A 15,417-nucleotide genomic window follows, 5' to 3' on the forward strand; every position below is an offset into this window, starting at 1 on the left:
GATGACGGCATGACCGGTCCGGTGCTGGTGGGCGTGCCGCACGACCACCGCCCGAGCGTGCCCCGCCGGGCGGCGGACCTGGCGGCCGCGCTCGGCGCCGAGCTGCTGTGCGTAACGGTGGACGAAGCGTCGGTGCGCGTGTCCTCCGGTGGCGTCGCGCCCGTGGACCCCGACGCCGGCTCGCCCGCCGCCGACGACGGCGACGCGCACGACGCCCTCGCCGCCGCCCTCGCGGGAAGCCCGGTCCCGTGGCGGCTGGAGCGCACCGCCGGCGACCCGGCTGCCGAGCTGGCCCGCCTCGCGGCCGCCCACGACGCCGTCCTCATCGTGGTGGGGGCGCGGCGACCCGGCGTGCTGGGCTGGGCGACGCACCTCGTCGGCGGCACCGTCGCGGGCCGCCTGGTCCACGACCAACCACGACCCGTCGTCGTGCTGCCCGACGAGCACGCGGACGACGCCTCGTGACGGCGGGCAGCCCGCCCGCGCGAGTGCCGTCCGGCCGGGCCCGGCCCGCCCATCGCCGGCCCGGCCTGGTCGCGCTGGTCGCGGCCGGCGGCGCCGTCGGCACCGCGGGCCGGTACGGGCTGGCGCAGGCCTGGCCCGCCGTGGAGGGATGGCCCGTCGCGACGTTCGCCGCCAACGTGCTCGGCGCCTTCGTGCTGGGCTGGCTGCTGGAGTCGCTCGCCGCCCGCGGGCCCGAGACGCGGGCGGTGCAGCGGGTGCGGCTCGCCGTCGGCACCGGCGTGCTGGGCGGGTTCACGACGTTCTCGTCGCTCGCGCTGGAGACGGAGCGGCTGCTCGCGGTGGGGGCGGTGTGGCAGGCGCTCGCCTACGCGGGCGGCACCCTCGTGCTCGGCTACCTGGCCTGCCTCGCGGGCGTGCTGCTCGGCTCCGGGCGGAGGTCGCGATGACCCGGAGATCACGATGAGCGCCGCGACGGCGCTGCTGCTCGTGGCCGTGGCGGGCGGGCTGGGTGCCGCCGCCCGGTTCGTCGTCGACGGCGCGGTGCGGGCGCGCACACCCTGCGCCGCGTTCCCGTGGGCCACGGTCGTGGTGAACGTGTCCGGTTCGCTCGTGATCGGCCTCGTCACCGGTGTGCTGCTCGGCGCGGGCGACCCCGCCTCGCTCGAGCCGTGGCGGATCGGCGTCGCGACCGGTTTCTGCGGCGGCTACACCACCTTCTCGACGGCGATGGTCGAGGCGGTGCGTCTCGCCCGCTCCGGCCGGCGACGGCTCGCGGTGGCCAACGCGCTCGGCACGATGGCCCTCACGCTGATTGCCGTCGTCGTCGGCATCGGCCTCGGAGTCCTCGTGGGCCGGCTGCTCTGAGCCGTCGTCGCCCGCGCTGGCCCTCCTCCGCGCGCCGCCACATGATGGTGCCGTGCTGGCACTCAACCCTGGCGAGGTCCTCGTGCTCACCGTGTGGGCCGTCGGTCTGGCCTGCGCCGTCTACGCGGCCGGCGACCGGCGGACGAGTCCGGCACGCCGGGTCGTGACGGTGCTCATGGCATTCCTGCTCCCGGTCCTGGGCTCGTTCCTGGCCGCGGTCCTTGCCGTCCAGCGCCTGCGTTCCCGGCGGCGGGCCGGTCCGGACGCCGCGACGCCGTAGACGCTCGCGCCCCGGCCAGGACTTCGGCCGACCACGTCGGAGCCGCTGTGGCACGCTGACCCGGTGAGCCTCATGCTGCTGGACTCCGCGAGCCTGTACTTCCGCGCCTTCTACGGCCTGCCCGACTCGCTGCGCTCCCCGGACGGGAGGCCCGTCAACGCGGTGCGCGGCCTGCTCGACATGATCGCGTTCCTCGTCACGGAGCACGGGCCGGACCGGCTCGTGGCGTGCTGGGACGAGGACTGGCGGCCTGCGTTCCGGGTCGAGGCGATCGGGTCGTACAAGGGGCACCGGGTCGCGGCGGTCACGCCGGCGGGCGAGCCCGACGTCGAGGAGGTGCCCGACGCGCTCACCCCGCAGGTGCCGGTGATCGTGGACGTGCTGGCCGCGCTCGGTATCGCCCGCGTCGGGGCGCCGGGGTTCGAGGCGGACGACGTCATCGGCACGCTCGTGACGCGCGAGGTGGCGCGCAGCGCCGCGACCGCGCTGCCGGTCCCCGGTGCCGTCGGGATCGTGATGCCGGCCAGCGTCGACATCGTGACCGGCGACCGGGACCTGTTCCAGCTCGTCGACGACGCGGCGGGCGTGCGCGTGCTCTACCCGGCGCGCGGGGTGCGCGACCCGGACGTCGTCGACCAGGCCCGGCTCGCCGAGAAGTACGGCGTCCCCGGCGGCCAGGCGTATGCCGACATGGCGACGCTGCGCGGCGACCCCTCCGACGGGCTGCCCGGCGTGCCCGGCATCGGCGAGAAGACGGCGGCCAAGCTGCTCGCCGCGTTCGGCGACCTGGCGGGCCTCCGCGCGGCCGCGGAGTCCGGGGCGAAGGGCCTCACGGCCACGCAGCGCCAGAAGCTGCTCGACGCCGCGGCCTACCTCGACGTCGCCCCCACCGTGGTGCAGGTCGCGCGCGACGCCCCCGTCGGCGAGGTCGACGACGCGCTGCCCCGGGCCCCGAAGGACCCCGAGGCGCTGGACACCCTCGCCGAGCGGTGGGGCATCCGCAGCAGCGTGGACCGGGTGCTCACGGCCCTTGCCGCACGTCCCTGATCAGGGCTGGAAGACGCAGAACTCGTTGCCCTCCGGGTCGGCCATGACGGTCCAGCCGATCTCGTCGTCCTGCGCGCGCAGCACCCGCGCGCCGCGGGCGACGAGGTCGTCGAGGCTGACGCCGTCGTCCAGCGTGACGTCCCAGTGCCAGCGGTTCTTGACCGTCTTCGGCTCCGGCACGGGGACGAAGTCGAACGACTCGAACGGGACGCCGGCACCCTCGTCGAGGTAGGCGTAGTCCATGTCGTCGTCCTGGGTGAGCGTGCCGCCCAGCAGCCCGTGCCAGAACGCGGCGACGGTCCGGTAGTCCGCGCAGTCGACGACGATGTCCTTGAGCCGGTAGGACGGCACGTCGTCGACCGTGAAGACGCAGAGCTCACCGCCCTCGGGGTCGGCCAGCGTCGTGTAGTGGAACTGCCCTGGCTCGGTCAGGCGCGGCCGGTCGGGGAACTCGTCGAGCGACCGGGCGCGCACGTCGGGGTGCACGCGGTGCTTCACCGTCTTCACCTCGGGCACGGTGTTCACCCAGACCGTCCGCTCGGGCACGGGGTCGGGGCCCGGGTCGCGCAGCACGACGTCACCGTCGTCCAGCCGCTCGACCCGCAGCCCCAGCGTGCGGGCCCAGAACTCGCCCAGCGCGGCCGCGTCCGTGGCGTCGACGCACAGGTCCTTGAACGTCACCAGGCTCATGACCGGAAGGGTACCCACGGCCGCCGTCAGGCGAGCGCGGCCTCGACGAGGTCGGCAGCCCGCCGGGTCCCGCCCTCCGCCAGCGCCTCCGTCTGCAGCGCGGCGGAGCGGCGCGCGACCTCGGGGTCGGTGGTGAGCTCGAGCAGGGCGGTGCGCAGCTCGTCGGCGGTCGAGACGTCGCTGCTGAGGCGGCGCGCGACGCCGAGCTCGACCAGCCGGTCCGCGTTCATGAACTGGTCGACCGCCTGCGGCACCGCGATCATCGGCACGCCGGCGAGGAGCCCCTCGCTGCTGCCGCCCATCCCGGCGTGGGTCACGAAGGCGTCGGCCTGCTCCAGGATCGCGCGCTGCGGCACCCAGGCGTGCACCTCGACGTTCGAGGGGAGCTCGCCGAGCTCGCTCGCGTCGACGTACTTGCCGACCTGGAGCACGACGTGCCAGCCGGGCAGGTCGCCGAAGGCCTCCACGCACCGCCGGTAGAACTCCGGCTGCCGCGTGTACGCGGAGCCGAGGGAGATCAGCAGCACCTTCTCCGCGCCGGCCGGGCGGCTCCAGTCCGTGGCGCTGCGGATGTCGAAGCAGGGGCCGACGAACGTCACCACGTCGGTGTCGACCCGGTCGGCCTCCGGCTGCATCGCCCGCGGGATCGCCGCCAGCACCGTGCCGGGCGCCCCCGGGAAGGCGTCGACGTCGGTGGTGGTGGCGCCGTTCGTCGCGAGCCAGCGGGCGAACTTCTCCCGGTAGGCGTCGGCGCCGGGGAGCTGCCACAGCGGTGCCGCGACCTCCTCGGCGTAGCCGTCCCACGCGACGAACGTGGGCGACAGCTGGATCACGGGCCGTCCCTGGGACTCGCCGAGCGCCCGCGCGGAGTACCCGCCGATGTCGTACAGGTAGAGGTCCGCCGGGTCGTCGCCGTAGAAGGCGCGCAGCTGCGGCAGCACCTGGATCTGGTCATCGAGGAACGTCTCCATCGCGCCGATGGCGTCCTCGGGCCAGTCGTTGTCGGCGACCGGCAGCGTGGACGTGACCGGCACCAGCTCCGCCCCGGTGGGCGTGATGAGGTCGGCTACCGGGGTGTCGTTGGCGTACGTCACCCGGTGCCCGCGCGCGACGAGCTCACGGATGATCTCCAGGCTCGGCAGGACGTGGCTGACGGCGGGTACACCGACCATCGCGATGTGGGCAGGGCGACGTGACATGGGTCCATCGTCGCAGCCGCCCCGACCGCGCGACCAGCGCTTTTGCCGGTCAGCCCGTGTTCTGCAGGCCCGCGGAGACGCCGTTCACGGTGAGGAGGAGCAAGTGCTGCCAGCGGTCCTTGTGGCCGCCGTCCACCCACTCGCCGTCGTCCACGGTGAGGCCCTCGCTGGTGCCCTTGCTGCGCAGCGCGCGCAGGGCGCGGACCTGCAGCAGCGACAGGGCGTCGACGTACGGGGAGCGCAGCTGCACGGCGCGGCCCAGCACGCGACGGTTCGCCAGCGGCCACTCGTTGCCGGTGACGCGCAGCACCCACTCGCGGGTGCGCCGCAGCTCGTCGAGCACCAGCTGCGCGAGGTCGTCGCGGTCACCGAGCGCGAGGTACTGGGCCGCGATGTCCTCCTGCGTCTTGGCGAGGCCCATCTCGACCGTGTCCAGCAGCGTGGTGAACAGCGGCCACTCGCGATAGGCGGCCTGCAGCTCCTCGAGCCCGCCCGGCTGCTCGCCGGCGGAGCGCAGCGCCGTGCCGAGGCCGAACCAGCCCGCCAGGTTGATGCGTGCCTGCGACCAGGAGAACACCCACGGGATGGCGCGCAGGTCGTCGAGGGAGTTGACCGACAGGCCGCGCTTGGCGGGGCGGGAGCCGATCGGCAGCAGGCCGACCTCCTCCAGCGGCGTCACCTGCGCGAACCACTGCGGGAAGCCCTCGGACTTCACGAGGCCGTGGAAGGCGGCCCGCGACGTCACGTCGAGGGCGTCGGCGAGCGGCGCGAACCGCTCGCGGGCCTCGGCGTTCCGCTTCTCGACCGTCGGCGCCGACGCGAGCAGCGTCGCGGCGGCGACCTGCTCGATGTGCCGCGCGGCGATCGTCGGGTCGCCGTAGCGGGCGAGGATGACCTCGCCCTGCTCGGTGAGCTTGAACCGGCCGTCCACCGAGTGCGGCGGCTGGGCGAGCACCGCGCGGTTGGCGGGGCCGCCGCCACGGCCGAGCGAGCCGCCGCGGCCGTGGAACTGGGTGAGCGTGATGTCGTGACGCTGCGCCCAGTCGGCGATCCGCGACTGCGCCTTGTGCAGGGCGAGGGTCGCGGCGACCGGGCCGACGTCCTTCGACGAGTCGGAGTACCCGAGCATGACCTCGACGCGGCGGCCGTTCTCGACGAGGCGCTTCTGCACCTCCGGGAACTCCAGCATCGCCTCGAGGATGTCGACCGAGTTCTCCAGGTCGTCGAAGGTCTCGAAGAGCGGGACGGCGTCCACCACGGGGGCCTCGTCGGAGCCCTCGAACGCGAGCGCGGCGAGCCGGTAGACGGCGGCCAGGTGCTCGGGCGCCTGGGTGAAGGACACGATGTAGCGGCGGGCGGCGCGGATGCCGAACCGCTTCTGCACGGCGCCGAGGGCGCGGTAGGTGTCGAGCACCTCGACGGTGCGCTCCGACAGGTCCCCGTCGAGGCCCTTCTCCTCGATCTCGGCGAGGGCGGCGGCGTGCACCTGCGAGTGCTGGCGCACCTCGAGCTCCGCGAGGTGGAACCCGAAGGTCTGCACCTGCCAGACGAGCTTCTGCAGGTCGCCGTACGCCGCGCGGGGGGCGCCCGCCTCGACGAGGGAGCGCTGCACGACCTCGAGGTCGGCGACGAGCTCCTCCGGGTTCCGGTACGCCAGGTCGGCGTCCCGGCGGCGGGTCGCGGCGACGCGGCCGGCGATCGCGAGGACGGCAGCCCGGTGCGGCTCGTTCGGCGAGTCGGCGGCCGCGCGGGTGACGAGCTCGTCGGCAAGCTGGCGCATCCGCTGCCACAGCGCCTTGAGCTCCGACGACGCCGGCGTGCCGGCCTCGTCGAGCGTGAGCCGGCGGCCCGTCTCGACCGCCGCGGTCTCGAGCGCGCCGAGCGCGTGCTCGGCGGCGAGGGTCGCGGCCTGGCGCGTGACCTCGGCGGTGACGTTCGGGTTGCCGTCCCGGTCGCCGCCGATCCAGGAGCCGAGGTGGACGAAGGGCCGGGCGACGGGCGGGACGCTGCCCGCCTCGCCGTCGAGCAGCCAGTCGTCCAGGCGCCGGTACACCTCGGGGAACGTGGTGAACATGGTGGCGTCGAAGACGCCCATGGCGGTCTTCACCTCGTCGAGCACCGACGGCTTGTGCGCCCGGATGGGCGACGTGCGCCACATCGTGTCGATCTCGGCGAGCAGGCGGCGCTCGTTCTCGGCGAGCGTCGTGCCGCCGGGACGCATGGTGTCGCGGTCGGCGACGAGGGACGAGATGCGGCGGACCGCGCCCGAGACGGCACGACGGCGCGCCTCGGTGGGGTGCGCCGTGAGCACCGGCCGGAACTCGATCTCGCCGAGGCGACGCAGGGCCTCGTCGCGGCCCACCTCCTCCGCGAGCTGCGTGAAGGCCTGCGGCAGGGAGTCCTCGATGACGACGTTCCCGGCGGCGTCCGACTCGCGGGACCGCAGCACGCGGACGCGGTGGAACTCCTCCGCGAGGTTCGCCAGGTGGAAGTAGCACGTGAAGGCGCGCGCGACCTGCTCGGCGCGCTCCGGCGTGAAGCCGGCCACGACCTCGGCCGCCTCCGCCAGCGCAGCGCCGCCGTCGTCCGCCCCGTAGGCGCGGATGGTCAGGCCGCGGAGACGCTCCACGTCGTCGAGCAGGCCCTGCCCGCCCGCCTCCTTGAGCACGGTGCCGAGCAGCCCGCCGAGCAGGCGGATGTCGTCGCGCAGAGGGTCGGGCATCTCGTGGCGTGCCACCACACGTTCGATCGAGCCGGTGGATCCCAGGTTCTCGCTCACGGGACCAGAGCGTAAGCCGTCTCGCCGTCCGGGCGTCGGGTCGTCCGGCTGGTGACCCCTGTGACGCTCGCGTCAGTCCACCCAGGAGGGGTCGGCCATGAGCTCCCGCAGCTCGTCGACCAACCGCGCGGTGTGGAAGCCGTCGGCGGCGGCGTGATGGACCTGCACCGCCAGCGGCAGCAGCACCCGGCCGTCCCGCTCGACGTAGCGGCCGAGCGTGAAGATCGGCGCGAGGTGGCTCCAGCCGTCCCGGATGTTCAGGGTGAACCCGGTGAACGACGTCCACGGCAGGCTGGACACGTCGAACGCGTTCGGCGGCGGCGCGCCCTGCGGGAAGAACTCCGCCGACCTCCCGTGCTCGGCCAGCACCGCGGCCGCGGCGTCGTGGAACGTGCCGAAGTCGGCGTCGTAGGGCGTCCAGACGCACGAGAACGTCTCCCGCTCCGGGTGGAAGACGGTGAACGCCGGGTGCACCGTCGGCCAGACCGCGGGGCCCCCCTCGCTGGTGAGGCACATCCGGAACTCGTCGTGCCGGTTGACGACCGTCGCGAGCGCCCAGACCTGAGCGACGTACGTCTTGCGCGCCGAGCGGCGCAGCGCGTCGACGAACGCAGTGGCGTCCAGCTCGACGGTCATCGCGTACGTGCACGGTGACGCCCGGAGGTAGTGCTCGAAGTGCTGCCGGCGCGGCCACGTGGCGACGTCGACGGGGACCGGGGCGGACGTGTCCATGCGGGCATGGTCGCAGCCACCCGCGCGGACGCACAGCGCTTTTTCGACGGCGTACCGACCGCTCGGCGTCGACCGCGAGGACGGCGCGAGCCGGACGTACCTCTCCCCCGTCCCGGTACCCTCCCGGGTGCGGCCGCTCGACCCGCGGCAGACCGACGAACGGAGCAAGGGACCCATGACGAGGGTGTACGCGGTCAGCGACGTGCACGGCTACCGCGACGTCCTGGTGCATGCCCTGGCCACCGAAGGGCTCACCGACGCCGACGGGCGGTGGGCCGGTGCCGACGCCCGGCTCTGGTTCCTCGGGGACTACCTGGACCGTGGGCCGGACGGCGTCGGCGTCATCGACCTCGTCCGGCGGCTCGTCGACGAGTCCGAGGGCGCCGTCGGAGCGCTCCTGGGCAACCACGAGGTGCTGGCGCTCGGGATGCGGCAGTTCGGAGCCACGACGATCCCCGGTCCGGGCGAGGCGGGGCGGAGCTTCGCACGGTCGTGGGAACGCAACGGCGGCCTCGCCGGCGACCAGGCGCGCCTCACCGACGAGCACGTCGGGTGGCTGCGTGCCCTGCCGATGGCGGCGCGCGACGCCGGTGCGCTCCTCGTGCACTCCGACACCCTCGCCTACCTCGAGTGGGGCCGGACCCTCGAGGACCTCAACGCCACCGGTCAGGGCCTGCTGGAGTCGGACGACCTCGCGGTGTGGTGGGAGACGTGGCGGCGCCTCACCTCCCGCGCGGCCTTCCGCGGGGAGGGCGGCCCGCAGGCCGCCCGAGAGCTGCTGGACCACCTCGGGGGCGACCGGGTCGTGCACGGGCACAGCATCGTCGCCGAGATGCTCGGCCGTGCGTACGCGGACGTCACCGAGCCGCAGTCCTACGCCGACGGCCGCGCGCTCGCCATCGACGGCGGCATCTACGAGGGCGGACCCTGCCTCGTCGCGCGGCTGGCCTGACGTCCGGGCGTCGTCGGCCTCATCGCGGTCCTCGGCTCTTGGGGCACCATCGGAAGCCTCGTGAGCTGGCCGGTCGGGCAGAGCTCCAGACTCTTTACCCGACCCGGGCGCGGGCGTACCCGACGGCCACGCCGGCCCCGGCGAGGGCGAACCCCGCCCACGCCCAGCCGCCGTCGGCGAGGGGGCCGGCGAGCATCGCGCCGACGACCGACGAGCCGACCACGCCGCCGACGGCGAGCGCCAGCCCGTTGACGCCGAACCGCGTGGCGACGGACGCGGCGGGCGCCCCCGCGGCGACGACGGCGCTCATCGCGGGCTGGAACACCATCTGCCCGAGGGTGAACACGACCATCCCTGCCACCAGCGACGCGACGCCCGGACCGCCGCCGAGGACGGCGATGCCCGTGCCCATGAGCGCGACGCCGAGGGCGAGCACGGCGGGCATCCGTAGCCGCGCCTGGAGCCACCGCGTCACGGGCACGGTGGTCGTGAGGACGAGGACGGCGACCGCGGCGTACACCGCGCCGACGCCCACGCTGCTGCCGAGCACGGCATCCAGCCGCAACGGCACGACGAGCTGCAGCTGCGTGAAGATCGCCCACGCGCCCGCGTTGAGCAGGCACAGGAGAACGAGCGCGCGGCGCGCCTCGCGCCGCATCCCGCCGCTCGGCGACGGTGCGGGCGTCGCGGGCTCGGCGGCCGGGACGGCGGGAGGCCCGGCGTCGGGCTCCGCCGCCCGCCCGAGCCCCCACCAGGTGAGCGGTGCGGCGACGAGGAACAGCCCGGCCGCGACCCAGCACACGACGTCGAAGCCGGTGGCCACGAGCAACCCGCCGAGCAGCGGCCCGACGACGAACCCGGCGTTGCTCAGCGCCTCGCGCCGGGCGAAGACGTCGGGTCGGGCGCCGCCGAGCCGCGCGTAGGCGGCGTAGGAGGCGGGGTGGAAGAGGGCCCCGCCGAGACCGACGGCGACGCCGGCGGCCCCGACCGCGAGCGGCGTCGTCGCGAGCGCGAGCGCCCCGAAGCCCGCCGCACGCACGAGCACGCCCGCGACGATGGTGCGGCGCACGCCCCACCGGTCCGCGAGGATGCCGGCGGGGAGCTGCAGCCCCTGCTGCGCCCCGGCGCGGACCCCCGCGAGCAGCCCGACCAGCGCCAGCCCGAACCCGAGCCCGTCGGCCAGGTGCACGGCGAGCAGCGGCACCAGCACGTAGAAGCCCGTCGCCATGACGAACGTGTTGGCGTACAGGGCGGGCATGGCGCCGCGGGGCGGGGTCCGCCCCGCGGCGTCGTCGGGGGAGGTCACCGGGGGCCGAGCACCCCCGCGAGCGCCGCGAGCTTGCGCGGCATGTCGTACGCCGCGCCGCCCTCGTGCCCGTTGTACGGGAAGACCTCGATCTGCGCGGGCCCGCCGTAGCGGTGGTAGGCCGCGAAGACGGTGGACGGCGGGCAGATCTTGTCCATCAGCGCCACGGAGAACCATCCGGGGCAGCGGGCGCGGGCGGCGAAGTTCGTGGCGTCGAAGTACGACAGCGTGCGCATCACCTCCTCGACCTCGAACCGGTGGCCCTTGAGGTAGCGGGCGATCTCGGCGTACGGGCCCTCGTCGGTGATCTGCGACGCGCGCCGGTAGTGGCTGAGGAACGGCACGTCGGCGATCATCCCGGCGAGGTCGTCGCGCAGGCCGGCGACGGCGAGCGCGAGCCCGCCGCCCTGGCTGCCGCCGAGCACCGCGACCCGGGCCGGGTCGACCTCGGGCAGCGCCTTGACGGCGTCGACGGCGCGCACGGCGTCGGTGACGAGGCGGCGGTAGTAGTGCTTGGCCGGGTCCTCGATGCCGCGGGTGAGGAAGCCGGGCGACGACGACCCGTGGCCCTCGGGCGCGACGTCCGGGGTGTCGGCGGTGGTCTTGCCGCCGCCGCCCTGGCCGCGGTTGTCCACCACCAGGTGCGCGTACCCGGCCGCGGACCATGTGAGCCACTCCCACGGGACGCCGCGCCCGCCGTTGTACCCGATGTACTGGACGACGGCGGGCAGCGGCCCGCTGCGCTCGCGCGGCAGCAGCAGCCACGCCTTGATGGGCTGGCCGGCCCACCCGGAGAACGTCACGTCGCGCACCTCGACGCCTCCGAGCCCGGCGTCGAACGGCACCGACTCCGGCTCGGAGGCGGCGGCCGCCGCCTCGTCGAGCGTCTGCTTCCAGAACGCGTCGAAGTCCGCGGGCTCCTCGGGCTCCGGGCGGTAGGCACGCAGGTCGTCGAGGGGCTTGTCGAAGAAGGCCATGCGGGTTGCTCCTGGGTCGTGGTGGTGCGGGGACGGGTGGTGCAGGGGCCCGGTCAGGGAGCGGAGGGTCCGACGTCCGCCCGCTCGAGAGGCTGCCGGACGACGGGCGCGAAGGACACCTCGTCGGCGCCGACGTCGGGGCGCCGGTCACGGGGCTGGCCGTCCATGTCCTCGGTGAGGAACGGGTACCTCCCGACGGCTGTGTTCACGTCCGGCCCGGGGCGCAGCCGCCACAGCCCGCCGGAGCGGACCAGCAGCGGGTCGACGACGCGCACCTCGCGCGGCGCGGCGTCGAGGCCGAGGGTCGCGGCACCGGTCGGGAACGCGACGTTGCCGGAGTACGTGATCCCGGCGGGCTGCTTGTGCTCCACGAACAGCGGCCCGGCGGAGCCGACGACGAGGTTGTCGGCCACGAGGGAGTCCACCGGCGGGTAGAGGTAGTTGGCGCCGACCTCGATGTTCGCGACGTTGTCCACGAACGTGTTGTGGACGACGGTCGCGCGGTGCACGCGCCAGTGGGCCGACGTCGAGCCGGACCCGTCCACGTCGCCGCCGTCGATCTGCAGGGCGGCCGTGTACCCCGAGCCGGCGAGCCCTTCGAAGTAGTTGTCGAACACGACCTGGTCGTCGCCGTAGAGCCGCACGCCGCCCGTGCCCGGCTTGCCCTCGCCGAGGAAGAAGTTGCCCTGGATGACGTTGCGGTCCCCGCGCCGCGCGACGAACGCCCCCGCCGAGGTGCGCACGGTGTTGAAGCGCACGGTGTTGTCGTCGCTCTTGATCGAGACGATCTCCGGGTCGGAGTCGGTGTTCTCGAACAGGTTGTGCTCGACGACGGCGAACGAGCTCGAGTCGGACAGGGCCGAGACGCCGAGCCGGATCGCCTCGCCGCCGTTGACCGGCTGCGCCGGGCTGTCGGCGAACCAGTTGTGGTCGATCCGGTCGTGCTGGGAGATCTGCGTGGCGCCGCCGTAGACGGTGACGTAGTTGCCCATCAGCGTCTTGTCGTGGAACGCGTTGTGGTCGATGCGGTGGTACCCGCTGCCCTCGCCGGAGATCTGCAGCCAGTGCCGCGACGACGTCGGGTCGGCGGGCGGCTCGAACCGCAGCGCCACGTCGTTGCGCGTGAACCGCACGTGCGTGGACGCGGTGATCTTCAGCGTGGTGGCGTTGCGCCAGGTCAGGCCGCGCACGACGACGTGGCTCGACCGGGCGACCTCCAGCTGGCCGCCGGTGACGACGGCGCCGCCGAGCGTCGCGGCCTCGACGACCACGGGCGCCTCCGCGGTGCCCGCCTTGTCGGCCAGCTTGACCATCGTGTACTCGCCGTCGGCCAGCACGATGCGGTCGCCGGGCAGCGCCGCCTTGAACGCGGCAGCGAGCTCGGCGCTGGTGCTCACGGGGACGGTGCGCAGCGGCGCGGGCTCGGCGTCCTCCCCCGCGGCGGCGGCCGGGCCGCCGGACGTCGCGGCGTCGGCGGGCACCGGGGACTGCGCGGAGCCGGCGGCGGTGGCGGGCGTCGCAGCGCCCAGGGACAGCCCGACGGCCAGGACGAGAGGCAGTGCGAGGTGCTTCTTCATGGTTCCTCCAGAGGTCGCGGGCTGGTCAGACGAACGACGCGGTGACGGTGGCGCCGGCCAGGCCGGCGGTGGCGGCGACGATGCGCCAGCCCGCCCCCTGTCGGGTCACGGTGACGCCCGGGTCGGCGGACACGAACCGCAGCCCGTCGCGGTTCAGGTCGACGACGACCTGGTCCCGGGTCTGCGTGGGGTCGCTCACCGCGACGGTGGTGGGCCGGGTCCACTCGGTGACCCCGGACTCGTGCACGACGACGGACGCCGGGCCGTCGGCGTGCAGCGCCCCGCCCTCCCCGGGCACCCCGGCGCCGACCGGGACGGACGCGGGCGCCCAGAAGTTGGCCGCGAGCGTGCCGCCGAGCGCGACGGCGTGCACGTCGGCGTCCTGCCCGAGGATCCGCAACCCGTCGGCGGTGCCGCAGGCCTCCGCGAACGCGCGGGTGCCGTCCGGGTCGGCGGCCGGGAGCATGACGTAGGCGTAGGTCGCGTCCGCGGGGGCGGCGCCGTGGTCGAGCCACGCCGTGACGTACGGGCGGGTCACCGGGGTGTCGGTGCCGTACTTGATGTTGATCTCGCGCCACGTGTGCGTGCGGTCCTCGCGCAGGGCGTGCAGCCGCGCGCCGTCCGGGAAGACGTAGCCGGCCGTGCCGGACAGGTGGCACCAGCGCACGTCGTCGAGCGTGGCCGACCAGCCGTTCCCGATCCCCTGCGCGACGCCGTCGACGACGAGCGCGGCGCCGTCGCGCACCTTGCGGTTCTCCACGACCGTCTCGACGCCGCCCGCCGCGGGGGCGGTGATGCCGGAGCCGACGCAGACCACGGCGTCGTCGATGAGGAACCAGCTCTTGCGCGCCCGCAGGTCGGACCCGCGGGCGCGCAGGTCCTGCCCGTACGCGCCGACCGTGGCGCCGGGCACCGCGGCCCCGCCCACCCAGGTCGCCTCGCTCGTCTCCCGGAAGTTCGCGCTGTTCGCGAGCCGCGCCGTGTCGACGGTGGTGCCGGGCAGGCGGTACGCATCGACCGTGGGCCAGTAGTCCTCGCTGTAGTGGCCGAGGTCGTCCGTGTACAGCAGCACCATGCCGTCGGACAGGTGCCAGCCGTGCAGATTCTCGTTCTGGATGGACTCGTAGTTGTACACGCGGGCCGAGTACCCGCTGACGCTCACCGCGAAGCCCGGCCGGTGGTGCACCGCCTTGTCCATCGCCGGGTACTGCCGGTGCGCGACGAGCGCGCCGCGCGGCGTCGGCGAGGCGGCCAGCAGGGCGTTCGCGGCCACGACCGACGCGGGCGTGGTAGCGGCGAGGAAGTCGCGGTAGGTGTCCTCGGTGATCCACTGCGCCACCAGCGACGTCAGGGTCGCCGCCAGCGTCTCGGGGGCGGAAGGGATGAGCCGCAGGGTGCCCTCGATCACCGTCTGGGTGGCCGCGTGCCCCTGCTTGCTGGGCCGCGCGATCTCGCGCCCGCACACCGACGCGACCATGTCGCCGCGCACCATGAGCGGGTCGAAGGCGTCGGTGACCCAGGCGTAGACGTTCGCCAGCGCCGGGTCGGTGACCTGCCAGGGCGAGTCGCCCAGCAGGTGCAGCAGCGACGACAGCGTGCCCAGCAGCTCCTTGCCGTAGCCGCCGTTGTACGGGTGCTTCCAGTGCTGCAGGAACGAGCCGTCCCGGAAGAAGCCCTCCCCCGTGCCCTCGCCCTCCGCGGTGCCGCCGTCGACGAACGCCAGCACGCTGTTGGCGCCCCCGCCGTCGACGTCGCTCAGGGCGTCGCGCACCCGCAGCAGCGCAGCCTCGTCGCCGTCCAGCGACGCCCGCACGGCGACGACCGTCGCGATCCACACCCGGTTGGCGCCGGTGGCGATCTGCCGGTCGGCCCGCCACAGGTTCGGGTCGGGCGTGTAGTGGTCGATGGCGGCCGTGCTGCGGGCGAGCGCGTCGCCCAGGTGGGTGCGCAGCACGACGAGCGTGTCCGCCAGGGCCGACGCCGAGCCGATCTCCCAGTCCCAGTCGTTGTCGAAGCGCGGGATCCCGGGGCCGTAGACGTGGTCGTGCATCCACGTGATGCCGTCCGCGACCGCGTCCGCCACGGCGGCGTCGCCCGCCACCGACGTGCCCGGCGTCGCCCACGCGACGGCGATCGAGCGCAGCCGCTTGAACGTCGTGGTGACGGTGTTGGACCTCGTCCAGTCGCCCAGGTCGGGCCACAGGGACGCCCGCCCGGCGGACGGGTCGAGCGTCGCGAGGACGGTCGTGGCGGCCCGGTCGACGCGTCGCACGGCGGCGGCGACGTGCGCGTCGGCCAGGTCCAGGCCCGGGCCGCCGGTCTGCAGCACGGCCCAGCGCTCCACCAGCTCCGTGGTGGTCGAGGCGGGCGTCGCCCGGGCGGGCAGCGGCAGGGCCGGGGCGAGCGCGGCGGCGCCGGCGAGGGCGCCGAAGCCGCGCAGCACGGACCGGCGGCTGGGCGCGGTCGCCCGGTGGGCAGGCATGGTCGTGTCGTTCTCCATCACGATCCCTCTCGTCGTCGAGCAGGTGGGTGGAACGCAGGGGTGGAAC

General features: G+C 74.6%; 14 protein-coding genes. 6 read left to right on the forward strand and 8 right to left on the reverse strand.

From position 1 onward, the window contains the following. The first annotated feature begins 9 nt into the window (after positions 1-9). The 5 genes from B5Y66_RS08550 (at position 10) to B5Y66_RS08570 (ending at position 2,656) form a co-directional block, all read left to right on the forward strand. Positions 10-465, forward strand: a complete 456-nt coding sequence (locus B5Y66_RS08550) for a universal stress protein (protein WP_079573504.1) — start codon at positions 10-12, stop codon at positions 463-465. Further along, positions 462-911, forward strand: coding sequence for a fluoride efflux transporter FluC (locus B5Y66_RS08555; RefSeq protein WP_245807009.1), 450 nt, complete (start codon positions 462-464; stop codon positions 909-911). The genes B5Y66_RS08550 and B5Y66_RS08555 overlap by 4 nt, the downstream gene beginning before the upstream one ends. Positions 912-924: 13 nt before the next feature. Next, on the forward strand, positions 925-1,329 hold the full coding sequence (locus B5Y66_RS08560; RefSeq protein WP_079573508.1) for a fluoride efflux transporter FluC: 405 nt from the start codon (positions 925-927) through the stop codon (positions 1,327-1,329). Positions 1,330-1,381: 52 nt separating this feature from the next. Then, complete coding sequence (locus B5Y66_RS08565) at positions 1,382-1,609, forward strand: hypothetical protein (RefSeq protein ID WP_079573510.1); 228 nt, start codon at positions 1,382-1,384, stop codon at positions 1,607-1,609. 72 nt (positions 1,610-1,681) lie between these two features. Further along, a complete protein-coding gene (locus tag B5Y66_RS08570; protein ID WP_079574358.1) occupies positions 1,682-2,656 on the forward strand; it encodes a 5'-3' exonuclease in 975 nt (324 codons plus the stop codon). Here B5Y66_RS08570 and B5Y66_RS08575 read toward each other — a convergent pair whose 3' ends face one another. The 4 genes from B5Y66_RS08575 to catA all read right to left on the reverse strand — a co-directional run bounded on the left by B5Y66_RS08575 (position 2,657) and on the right by catA (position 8,056). Then, positions 2,657-3,346, reverse strand: coding sequence for a VOC family protein (locus tag B5Y66_RS08575; RefSeq protein ID WP_079573512.1), 690 nt, complete (start codon positions 3,344-3,346; stop codon positions 2,657-2,659). Positions 3,347-3,372: 26 nt separating this feature from the next. Continuing rightward, on the reverse strand, positions 3,373-4,545 hold the full coding sequence (locus B5Y66_RS08580) for a macrolide family glycosyltransferase (protein ID WP_079573514.1): 1,173 nt from the start codon (positions 4,543-4,545) through the stop codon (positions 3,373-3,375). Positions 4,546-4,594: 49 nt separating this feature from the next. Then, positions 4,595-7,267 (reverse strand): phosphoenolpyruvate carboxylase, encoded by a 2,673-nt coding sequence (locus B5Y66_RS08585; protein ID WP_079574361.1) that lies wholly within the window; start codon positions 7,265-7,267, stop codon positions 4,595-4,597. Positions 7,268-7,396: 129 nt separating this feature from the next. Beyond that, the gene (catA, locus tag B5Y66_RS08590; protein WP_079573516.1) at positions 7,397-8,056 is read right to left on the reverse strand and encodes a type A chloramphenicol O-acetyltransferase; all 660 of its coding nucleotides are present in this window, start codon (positions 8,054-8,056) and stop codon (positions 7,397-7,399) included. Between the two features lie 175 nt (positions 8,057-8,231). Between catA and B5Y66_RS08595 the strand changes: the two genes are divergently transcribed. Next, positions 8,232-9,008 carry a metallophosphoesterase gene (locus B5Y66_RS08595; protein WP_079574363.1) on the forward strand — a complete coding sequence of 259 codons (777 nt, stop codon included), beginning with the start codon at positions 8,232-8,234 and terminating at the stop codon, positions 9,006-9,008. 94 nt (positions 9,009-9,102) lie between these two features. On the opposite strand, the gene B5Y66_RS08600 is transcribed toward B5Y66_RS08595, so the two are convergent. Genes B5Y66_RS08600 through B5Y66_RS08615 form a run of 4 tightly spaced genes read right to left on the reverse strand, consistent with a single transcriptional unit; the run spans position 9,103 to position 15,350 of the window. Further along, a complete protein-coding gene (locus tag B5Y66_RS08600; protein WP_139820805.1) occupies positions 9,103-10,314 on the reverse strand; it encodes an MFS transporter in 1,212 nt (403 codons plus the stop codon). Then, a complete protein-coding gene (locus B5Y66_RS08605; protein ID WP_079573520.1) occupies positions 10,311-11,291 on the reverse strand; it encodes an acetylxylan esterase in 981 nt (326 codons plus the stop codon). Before B5Y66_RS08605 ends, B5Y66_RS08600 begins: the two co-directional genes overlap by 4 nt. A gap of 53 nt (positions 11,292-11,344) precedes the next feature. Then, a complete protein-coding gene (locus tag B5Y66_RS08610) occupies positions 11,345-12,868 on the reverse strand; it encodes a polysaccharide lyase 6 family protein (protein WP_079573522.1) in 1,524 nt (507 codons plus the stop codon). A 25-nt stretch (positions 12,869-12,893) separates the two neighbouring features. Continuing rightward, positions 12,894-15,350 (reverse strand): polysaccharide lyase 8 family protein, encoded by a 2,457-nt coding sequence (locus tag B5Y66_RS08615; RefSeq protein WP_079574366.1) that lies wholly within the window; start codon positions 15,348-15,350, stop codon positions 12,894-12,896. Positions 15,351-15,417: the final 67 nt, after the last annotated feature.

The organism is Krasilnikoviella flava (assembly GCF_900167525.1).
Classification (GTDB): domain Bacteria; phylum Actinomycetota; class Actinomycetes; order Actinomycetales; family Cellulomonadaceae; genus Isoptericola; species Isoptericola flavus.

What these genes read in the sequence shown, in the direction of transcription:
- B5Y66_RS08610 (WP_079573522.1), bottom strand. Translation starts at nt 12,868, where the DNA reads ATGAAGAAGCACCTCGCACTGCCTCTCGTCCTGGCCGTCGGGCTGTCC.
- B5Y66_RS08570 (WP_079574358.1), top strand. Translation starts at nt 1,682, where the DNA reads ATGCTGCTGGACTCCGCGAGCCTGTACTTCCGCGCCTTCTACGGCCTG.
- B5Y66_RS08595 (WP_079574363.1), top strand. Translation starts at nt 8,232, where the DNA reads ATGACGAGGGTGTACGCGGTCAGCGACGTGCACGGCTACCGCGACGTC.
- B5Y66_RS08585 (WP_079574361.1), bottom strand. Translation starts at nt 7,267, where the DNA reads ATGCCCGACCCTCTGCGCGACGACATCCGCCTGCTCGGCGGGCTGCTC.
- B5Y66_RS08550 (WP_079573504.1), top strand. Translation starts at nt 10, where the DNA reads ATGACCGGTCCGGTGCTGGTGGGCGTGCCGCACGACCACCGCCCGAGC.
- B5Y66_RS08560 (WP_079573508.1), top strand. Translation starts at nt 925, where the DNA reads ATGAGCGCCGCGACGGCGCTGCTGCTCGTGGCCGTGGCGGGCGGGCTG.
- B5Y66_RS08580 (WP_079573514.1), bottom strand. Translation starts at nt 4,545, where the DNA reads ATGTCACGTCGCCCTGCCCACATCGCGATGGTCGGTGTACCCGCCGTC.
- B5Y66_RS08615 (WP_079574366.1), bottom strand. Translation starts at nt 15,350, where the DNA reads ATGCCTGCCCACCGGGCGACCGCGCCCAGCCGCCGGTCCGTGCTGCGC.
- B5Y66_RS08575 (WP_079573512.1), bottom strand. Translation starts at nt 3,346, where the DNA reads ATGAGCCTGGTGACGTTCAAGGACCTGTGCGTCGACGCCACGGACGCG.
- catA (WP_079573516.1), bottom strand. Translation starts at nt 8,056, where the DNA reads ATGGACACGTCCGCCCCGGTCCCCGTCGACGTCGCCACGTGGCCGCGC.
- B5Y66_RS08605 (WP_079573520.1), bottom strand. Translation starts at nt 11,291, where the DNA reads ATGGCCTTCTTCGACAAGCCCCTCGACGACCTGCGTGCCTACCGCCCG.